The 6,825-nt window shown below is 73.7% G+C and carries 6 protein-coding genes; all 6 read right to left on the bottom strand.

The features are described from left to right. Positions 1-239 (bottom strand): hypothetical protein (locus ACZ4TO_RS13370; RefSeq protein ID WP_468024371.1); only part of this gene is annotated, 239 nt, incomplete at its 3' end. Positions 240-325: 86 nt separating this feature from the next. Beyond that, entirely contained in the window at positions 326-1,660 is a 1,335-nt protein-coding gene (locus ACZ4TO_RS13365; protein WP_382782689.1) for a hypothetical protein, read from the bottom strand. Between the two features lie 68 nt (positions 1,661-1,728). Further along, positions 1,729-2,757, bottom strand: a complete 1,029-nt coding sequence (locus tag ACZ4TO_RS13360) for a glutamate ABC transporter substrate-binding protein (protein ID WP_468024195.1) — start codon at positions 2,755-2,757, stop codon at positions 1,729-1,731. A 14-nt stretch (positions 2,758-2,771) separates the two neighbouring features. After that, positions 2,772-4,262 (bottom strand): hypothetical protein, encoded by a 1,491-nt coding sequence (locus ACZ4TO_RS13355; protein ID WP_468024194.1) that lies wholly within the window; start codon positions 4,260-4,262, stop codon positions 2,772-2,774. 287 nt (positions 4,263-4,549) lie between these two features. Then, positions 4,550-5,563, bottom strand: coding sequence for an N-acetylglucosamine kinase (locus tag ACZ4TO_RS13350; protein WP_468024193.1), 1,014 nt, complete (start codon positions 5,561-5,563; stop codon positions 4,550-4,552). Further along, entirely contained in the window at positions 5,560-6,825 is a 1,266-nt protein-coding gene (locus ACZ4TO_RS13345) for a 6-phospho-beta-glucosidase (RefSeq protein WP_382782676.1), read from the bottom strand. The genes ACZ4TO_RS13350 and ACZ4TO_RS13345 overlap by 4 nt, the downstream gene beginning before the upstream one ends.

Genomic DNA, 6,825 nt, shown 5'->3' with positions numbered 1-6,825 from the left:
CCGGACCGGGTGGATCCCGGTGCGGGTTCGGCGGGGGCGAGGCCGCAGGTGTCGCAGTACAGCTCGCCGCCTCCCATGTCCTCGTACGACCCCTCGCAACCGGGCCGGCCGCACGTCCGCCCGCTCGCCGGCGGCTCGCCGGCGCCGGATGCGGGTGCGCTTCCGGACCGGGTGGATCCCGGTGCGGGTTCGGCGGGGGCGAGGCCGCAGGTGTCGCAGTACAGCTCGCCGCCTCCCATGTCCTCGTACGACCCCTCACAACCGGGCCGGCCGCACGCCCGCTCACTCACCGGCTGCTCGCTCACACCCGTCTCCCCTTCAACGCTCACGCGTCGGGCCCCCTCCGGTCCACACGGTCATGAGGACCGCCCTGCTCCGGCACCTGCGGGCTCAGCACCTCGGCCGCCGCCCGCTGATAGCGCAGGACCGCCTCCTCCGCCACCCGCAGATCACAGGGAGCGCTCCACAGCATGCGCCGGGCCGCGTCGTAGCGCTCCACGAGGAACGGGTCCTCGGCGAAGCCGAGCCGGGCGACCTTCGCCTTGTACGCGTCCAGGCGGCCGCGCAGCTCGGCGCGGACCGCCAGCGGCTGGGTGACTGCCGTCAACGACTCGCGGGCGCGCAGGAGTTCGTCCTCGGCCTTCTCCTCCAGCGCCTCCAGCAGCGGCGAGAGGCGGTGCCACTGCGCGTGCCTGCGGTACTCCGCGGCCGTCGCGAGCTGTTCCTGGAGCGCTGTCGGCGGACCGCTGACGGCCGGTACCTCGGAGGCGGCGATCTTCGCGAGGACCTCGCCGCGGGCGCTGCGCGCCTCGGCGAGCGTGCGGTCCGCGCGGCTGAGCACGTCCCGCAGCTTCACCAGCCGCGCCTCGGCGTCCTGGCGCACCGTCAGGACCGCGTCGATCTCCCGGCGCACCTCCTCCAGGGCACGCGCCTCACGGTCGTACGCCGTCGTGTCCGGACGGCCGCCGCCCGGTGCCGAACTCCCCTGGGCGGGCACCCAGAAGGCGAGCGGGTCGGAGACCACGCGCTCGCGCAGGGCGGTCAGGGTCCGGGTGATGCGCTCCAGGTCGTCGCCCGAGGGGTGCTCGCCGGGGCGCACGCCCACGGAGTGCGCGAGGGCCCGGGTGCGCTGGAGCTCCGCGGCCAGTAAATCTATGCGGGCGGGCAGCGCGGACCACACGGCGTCCGCGGTCACGACCATGTCGAGCGAGGTCGCGTACAGCTCGTTCATCCGGTCCACCAGGCCCGCCAGCGAGAACCGCTCGCTGAGCTTGCCGGTGCCGGCCAGGGTCGGCGCGTTCGCGGTGGCCGTCGTGGAACCGGCGACCGTGATGCCCGAACCGCGCAGCAGCTCGGTCAGCTCGACCAGGTCCTCACGGCTGGACCAGCGCCTGCGGGAGCGGATCTCGCGCGCGGAGCGCAGGGCGTCCGCGTACGCGTCGAAGTACGCCCACAGCAAGGTGATCGACGCCTCCGCGGACGCCCAGCGCTCCTTGGTCGTGCCGGTGAGTTCGGCGCCTTCCAGGAGTCTGCGGCCCGCGTGGTCCTGCAGGGCCAGGAGCGAGGTCTCGATGGCCTCGTGCTCCGCGCCCAGGCGCGCCAGCGCACGGTCCGCCTCGTCCCGGTCCATCACCGGCCCGGGGGGTCCCGTGACGCCCATCGATCACCTCTCGTTCTCGCGTGTTCCCGGCGGCTCGGTGTGTGCCGCCGGACAACTCTCCAGTCGTATCAGGTCGTTTGCTTGTAGTGGGCGACCGGCGGGTTCTCGGAGGGGGAGTCGGGCCGGAGGGTCGGAGCGAGCCATTTGTCGTACGACTGCCGCCAGCCGTCCTTGACGTAGTCGGCCAGGATCCGGTTGACCCGGCGCACCAGGTCGTCGTCCGGCCCCTTCTTCATCGCCACGCCGTAGAACTCGGTGGTGAAGGGGCCGCCCTTGAGCGCGACCGTGGGGTCCTGCGCGGCCTGGCTCGCGGCGAGCGCCCCGTCCGTCACCACCACGTCGGCCTCGCCGAGCTGGAGCCGCACCAGGCAGTCGAGCTGGTTGGGCACGGGGGCGGAGACCTTGGCGCCGGTGGCGAGCCGGCCCGCGTCCCGGTCGGCGATCAGCCGTTCGTAGGCGGTGGAGCCCGAGGCCGAGCAGATCCTCCTGCCGGCCAGGCTCTTGTCGTACCCCGTGACGGAGGAGCGGGCCGGGGCCAGCACCTGCTGGCCGGTCTTGAAGTAGGGCGCGGAGAACGCGACCTGCTTCAGGCGGTCGCAGTTGATCGTCATGGTGCGCACGACCATGTCGACCTTGCCCTGCTGGATCGCGGGGATGCGCTGGCTGGTCGGGATCGCCCGGAACTGGACGGCGTCCGGGTCGCCCAGGATGTCCTTGGCGATCGCGTGGACCAGGTCGATGTCGAAGCCCTCCAGGTTGCTGCCGGCCTCCGGGTTGTTCGGGTCGCGGTAGCCCCAGTGGTAGCTGTTCTGGTCGACGCCGACGATCAGCCGCCGGTCCGAGCGGTTCTTGATGGCCTCGATCGTCGGCCCGTCCGCGCCCGAGGGGGCGGGACTGCGGTCCTGCGGGTCGGTGCACTGCGCGGCCCTGGCCTGGGTGCCCCGGGCCACGCCCTGTCCGCCGGCACCCGTGACGCCGTCCCCGCGCGCGGAGTTCGGCAGCAGCAGCGCGAGGACGAGGGCCGTCGCGCAGGCGAGTGCCATCGCGCCCACGCCGCCCCAGCCCCTCAGGCTCGCCCGCAGACGTCGTGCGTTCATCGAAGCTCCCCCTCTCACCGGTACTCCGAAAGCCTGCGGCCGATGCCGAGCACCGCGCCCGCGGCGGCCAGCACGGCGAGGACCGCGGCGCCGACCGGGAGGCCGGTCATGGCGCCCAGGCCGTCGCCGGCCGCCCGCTGGAACTCGTCCTGCTCGTGCGTGAGCGCGATCCCCAGGTTCTTGTCGACGCCGTCGAAGCACTCGCCCGTGGGCTTCTTGTCGGGGGAGCCGATGACCCGGTCCAGCGCGACCTGGTACTCGCCGTTGTTGTCGGCCTCGCGGGCCTCCGCGTGACGCTGCTTCCAGACCTTCATGTTGGCGGTCGCGGCCTCGACGGGCCGCTCGCCCGAGCTGTCGTTCGCGAGTCCCGCCGCCGCGGCGAGGCGGTCGGTGAGCCTCTTCATGTCGAGGTCGAAGCTGTAGTCGTACAGATCGACGGTCGACTTGTCGGGCAGGACCTTGCTCTCGGCGCCCCTGCTGATCAGGGTGAGGTTCTCGTTGCCCCGCGCCTTCAGGGACGCGATCTGCGCGTCGTGCAGCACGTTCAGGGAGCGGACCCCGTGGTCGTACGACTCGTTCAGTCCGGACCGGGCGACCGTGTGGCCGACGGTGAGCCACAGCAGCACGGCCAGCGACGCCGCGGTGGCGGCGGCCATGCCCTGGTTCAGCACCCGGTTCGTACGGTGGTAGTTGCGCCGCTGGGCCCAGGCGAGGGCGCCGAGCGCGACGGCCCCGAGCGCGATCGCGGCCCACGGGTAGGGCTTGGCGTCGGCGTAGTCGGCGTTCAGCCGCCGGTTCTCGCTCAGGTAGAGCTGCTCGGCCCTCGGGAGCATTTTCTGCTGCATCGTGTCGTTCGCGTACCGCAGGTAGGCGCCGCCCAGCGGGTAGCCCTGCCGGTTGTTGGCGCGGGCCCGCTCGACCAGGCCCTTGTACTCGGGCAGCAGTTCGTTGAGCTGGGAGATCGTCCTGGCCGCGGAGGAGCCCGGCTCGGAGCTGTTGGCCGCGGTGATCAGCTTCGCGGCCGCCGTCCTGATGTCCTCCTCGTAGCGGTCGCGGGTCTCCTTCGACTCCTGACCGCCCGCCAGGAAGCCGCTGGAGGCCGCGGTGTTGGCGTCGGCCAGCGAGCGGTAGATGTCCGCGGCGCTCGCGCTCAGCGGCTGGCTGCTGTGCAGCACGTTGTCCGCGGCGGCCGAACGCTCCGTCATCTGCCAGGCGGTGACCGCGCCGAACGCGACGACCAGCAGGGCGAGGAAGGCGCCGATGATCCGCAGCCGCCCCGGCTCCGTCGTCGCCGCGGCGCGCAGCCGGTCCACACCCTCCGCCCACGCCGTGCGCCGCGGTGCCGCGACGGGAGCCGGGGGAGAGCCCGGAGGGGCCCCGAAGGCGCCCTGGACCAGGGGAGATCCGTCCGGCGGCCGGGGAGGCCCGGACTGGGCCGGGACGGCCGGCATCGTGGGCGCGCCCCGCCCCGGTGGCGCCGCGCTGCCCTTCGGCGGGTGTGTCACTGTCGACCTCCCCCATGGTCATCCGCTCGGGCACGCTCACCGCGGACGCGGTGGGCGCGGCCGGCCGGCGTACGTGCACGGCGGCAAGTATCGCCGCCCTTACCGGCATCCGCACAGGCCTTGCCTGGATCTTGTTCGGATCACGGCGCAGCACGATTCCCCCGCGCCACCCCCCTGCTCATGAACACGTGTTCCGGATCGGATTGGTTCCCGCCCCTGTGGGCCAGGTCATGGACGGTTCCGGAGCCCCGGGCGCCGCTCCCGGCGCCCGGACCCCGCGTGTTTCCTCAGCCCCCTTCGTAGAACGCCCGCACGCGCGCGTGGATCTCGCCCGCGGCCCGGACGTGGTCCAGGCCCAGGAGCGCGGCGCCCAGGACCGGAGGGGCGGTGACCACCCGGGGGACCGCCTTGGGTGCGCGGACGGCCAGGAGTTCGCGGACCCGGTCGTCGAGCCGGGGGTGGCGGGCGGCGAGGATGCTGCCGCCGAGGAGGACCGGGGTCTCCTCGGCGAGCAGGCCGAGCCGGTCCAGGGCGACCGTCGCCATCGCGACCACCTCGTCCGCGAGACGGTCGACGAGCGCGCGGGCCACCGGGTCGCCGTCCACCGCCGTGGCGAACAGGACCGGGGTCAGCTCGTGGCGCCGCGCGTTCGGGATGTGCTCCAGGTGCAGTGCCTCGATGAGCGCGTACATGGAGTCCAGGCCGAAGTGCGCGGGCAGCGTGCGGGCCAGCGCGGTCTCGCCGCCCCGGCCGTCCTCGGCCCGTGCCGCGTGCCACAGGGCCTCCTCCGCCAGACCCCAGCCGCCGCCCCAGTCGCCCGAGATGCGGCCGATGGCGGGGAAACGGGCGGTGCGGCCGTCGGGCCGCATGCCGACACAGTTGATGCCGGCCCCGCAGACCACGGCGACACCGCGCGGTTCGGCGATCCCGGCCCGCAGGATCGCGAAGGTGTCGTTGCGCACCTCCACCCCCGCGCCCCACGCGCGCGCGTCGAGCGCGGCGGCCAACTGCTCCTCCTCCACCGGCAGGTCGGCGTTGGCGAGGCAGGCGGAGACATGGGCGACCGAGGTGACGCCCGCCTCGTCGAAGGCCCGTCGCACGGCGTCGGCGACGGCGTCCACCGCCGTCTCGACCCCGACGGCGGGGGGCCGGAACCCGCCTCCGCGCGCGGTGCCCGCCACCGTGCCGTCCGCGGCGACCACGGCGACGTCGGTCTTGCTGTTCCCCGCGTCGATGGCCAGCACGAGGCCCGCGGGGCCGGACCCGGCGGCCGTCCCGGCACCGGTTTCCGTCGAGGTCATGCCCACGCGAGGTGCTCCTGGTTGTGCGCGATCAACTGGTCGGTCAGGGCGTCGGCCAGGGCGTACTGGCCGACGAGGGGATGGGCCAGCAGCGCCCGGAAGACGCGGTCGCGCCCGCCGCGCAGGGCGGCGTCCAGGGCGAGATCCTCGTACGCGGTCACGTTCGCCACGAGTCCCGCGTAGAGCGGGTCGACCGGGGGCACCGGCAGCGGCGCGGCCCCCTTGGCGCCGACCGCGGCCTGCACCTCGATGACGGCGTCGTCCGGCAGGAACGGCAGGGTTCCCCGGTTGTACGTGTTCACCACCTGGTAGGGGCTGCCGCCCCCGCCGAGCAGCGCGGCGGCGAGGTCGACGGCCGCCTCGGAGTAGTAGGCGCCGCCCCGCTTCGCCAGCAGCTCCGGCTTCTCGTCGAGCGCCGGGTCGCCGTACATGGTCAGCAACTGCCTTTCCATCTCCGCCACCTCGGCGGCCCGGGAGGGCTTGGTGCGCAGTTCCCGGACGACCTCGTCGTGCGCGTAGAAGTAGCGCAGGTAGTACGAGGGGACCACGCCGAGGCGCTCGACCAGGGACAGGGGCAGACGCAGGTCCGCGGCGACGGAGTCGCCGTGTTCGGCGAGCAGCCGGGGCAGGACGTTCTCGCCCGCGGGACCGCCCAGGCGCACACCGGTCTCCCAGGTCAGGTGGTTGAGGCCCACATGGTCGAGATGCACATCGGCGGGGGAGACCCCGAGCAGCGCGGCGAACTTCCGCTGGAAGCCGATCGCCACGTTGCACAGGCCGACCGCCTTGTGGCCGGCCTGGAGCAGGGCCCGGGTCACGATGCCGACCGGGTTGGTGAAGTCGATGATCCACGCGTCCGGGTTGGCGCGGCGGACCCGCTCGGCGATGTCCAGGACCACCGGAACCGTGCGCAGCGCCTTGGCCAGGCCGCCCGCGCCGGTCGTCTCCTGCCCGACGCAGCCGCACTCCAGCGGCCAGGTCTCGTCCTGCTCGCGGGCCGCCTGGCCGCCGACGCGCAGTTGGAGGAGCACGGCGTCGGCGCCCTCGACACCCGCGTCCAGGTCGGAGGTGGTGACGATCCGGCCGGGGTGGCCCTGGCGGGCGAAGATCCGGCGGGCCAGGCCGCCGACGAGCTCCAGACGCTCCGCGGCCGGGTCGACGAGGACGAGTTCCTCGACGGGCAGGGTGTCCCTGAGCCGGGCGAAGCCGTCGATGAGTTCGGGGGTGTAGGTCGACCCTCCGCCGACCACGGTGAGTTTCAT

This window comes from Streptomyces sp. NPDC028298, assembly GCF_055565895.1.
The sequence above is the reverse complement of the archived record's forward strand: the minus strand, read 5'-3'. Positions and strand labels throughout refer to the sequence as shown.

Coding starts and splice junctions, on each gene's coding strand:
- ACZ4TO_RS13350 (WP_468024193.1), bottom strand. CDS start 5,563: ATGACCTCGACGGAAACCGGTGCCGGGACGGCCGCCGGGTCCGGCCCC.
- ACZ4TO_RS13345 (WP_382782676.1), bottom strand. CDS start 6,825: ATGAAACTCACCGTGGTCGGCGGAGGGTCGACCTACACCCCCGAACTC.
- ACZ4TO_RS13365 (WP_382782689.1), bottom strand. CDS start 1,660: ATGGGCGTCACGGGACCCCCCGGGCCGGTGATGGACCGGGACGAGGCG.
- ACZ4TO_RS13360 (WP_468024195.1), bottom strand. CDS start 2,757: ATGAACGCACGACGTCTGCGGGCGAGCCTGAGGGGCTGGGGCGGCGTG.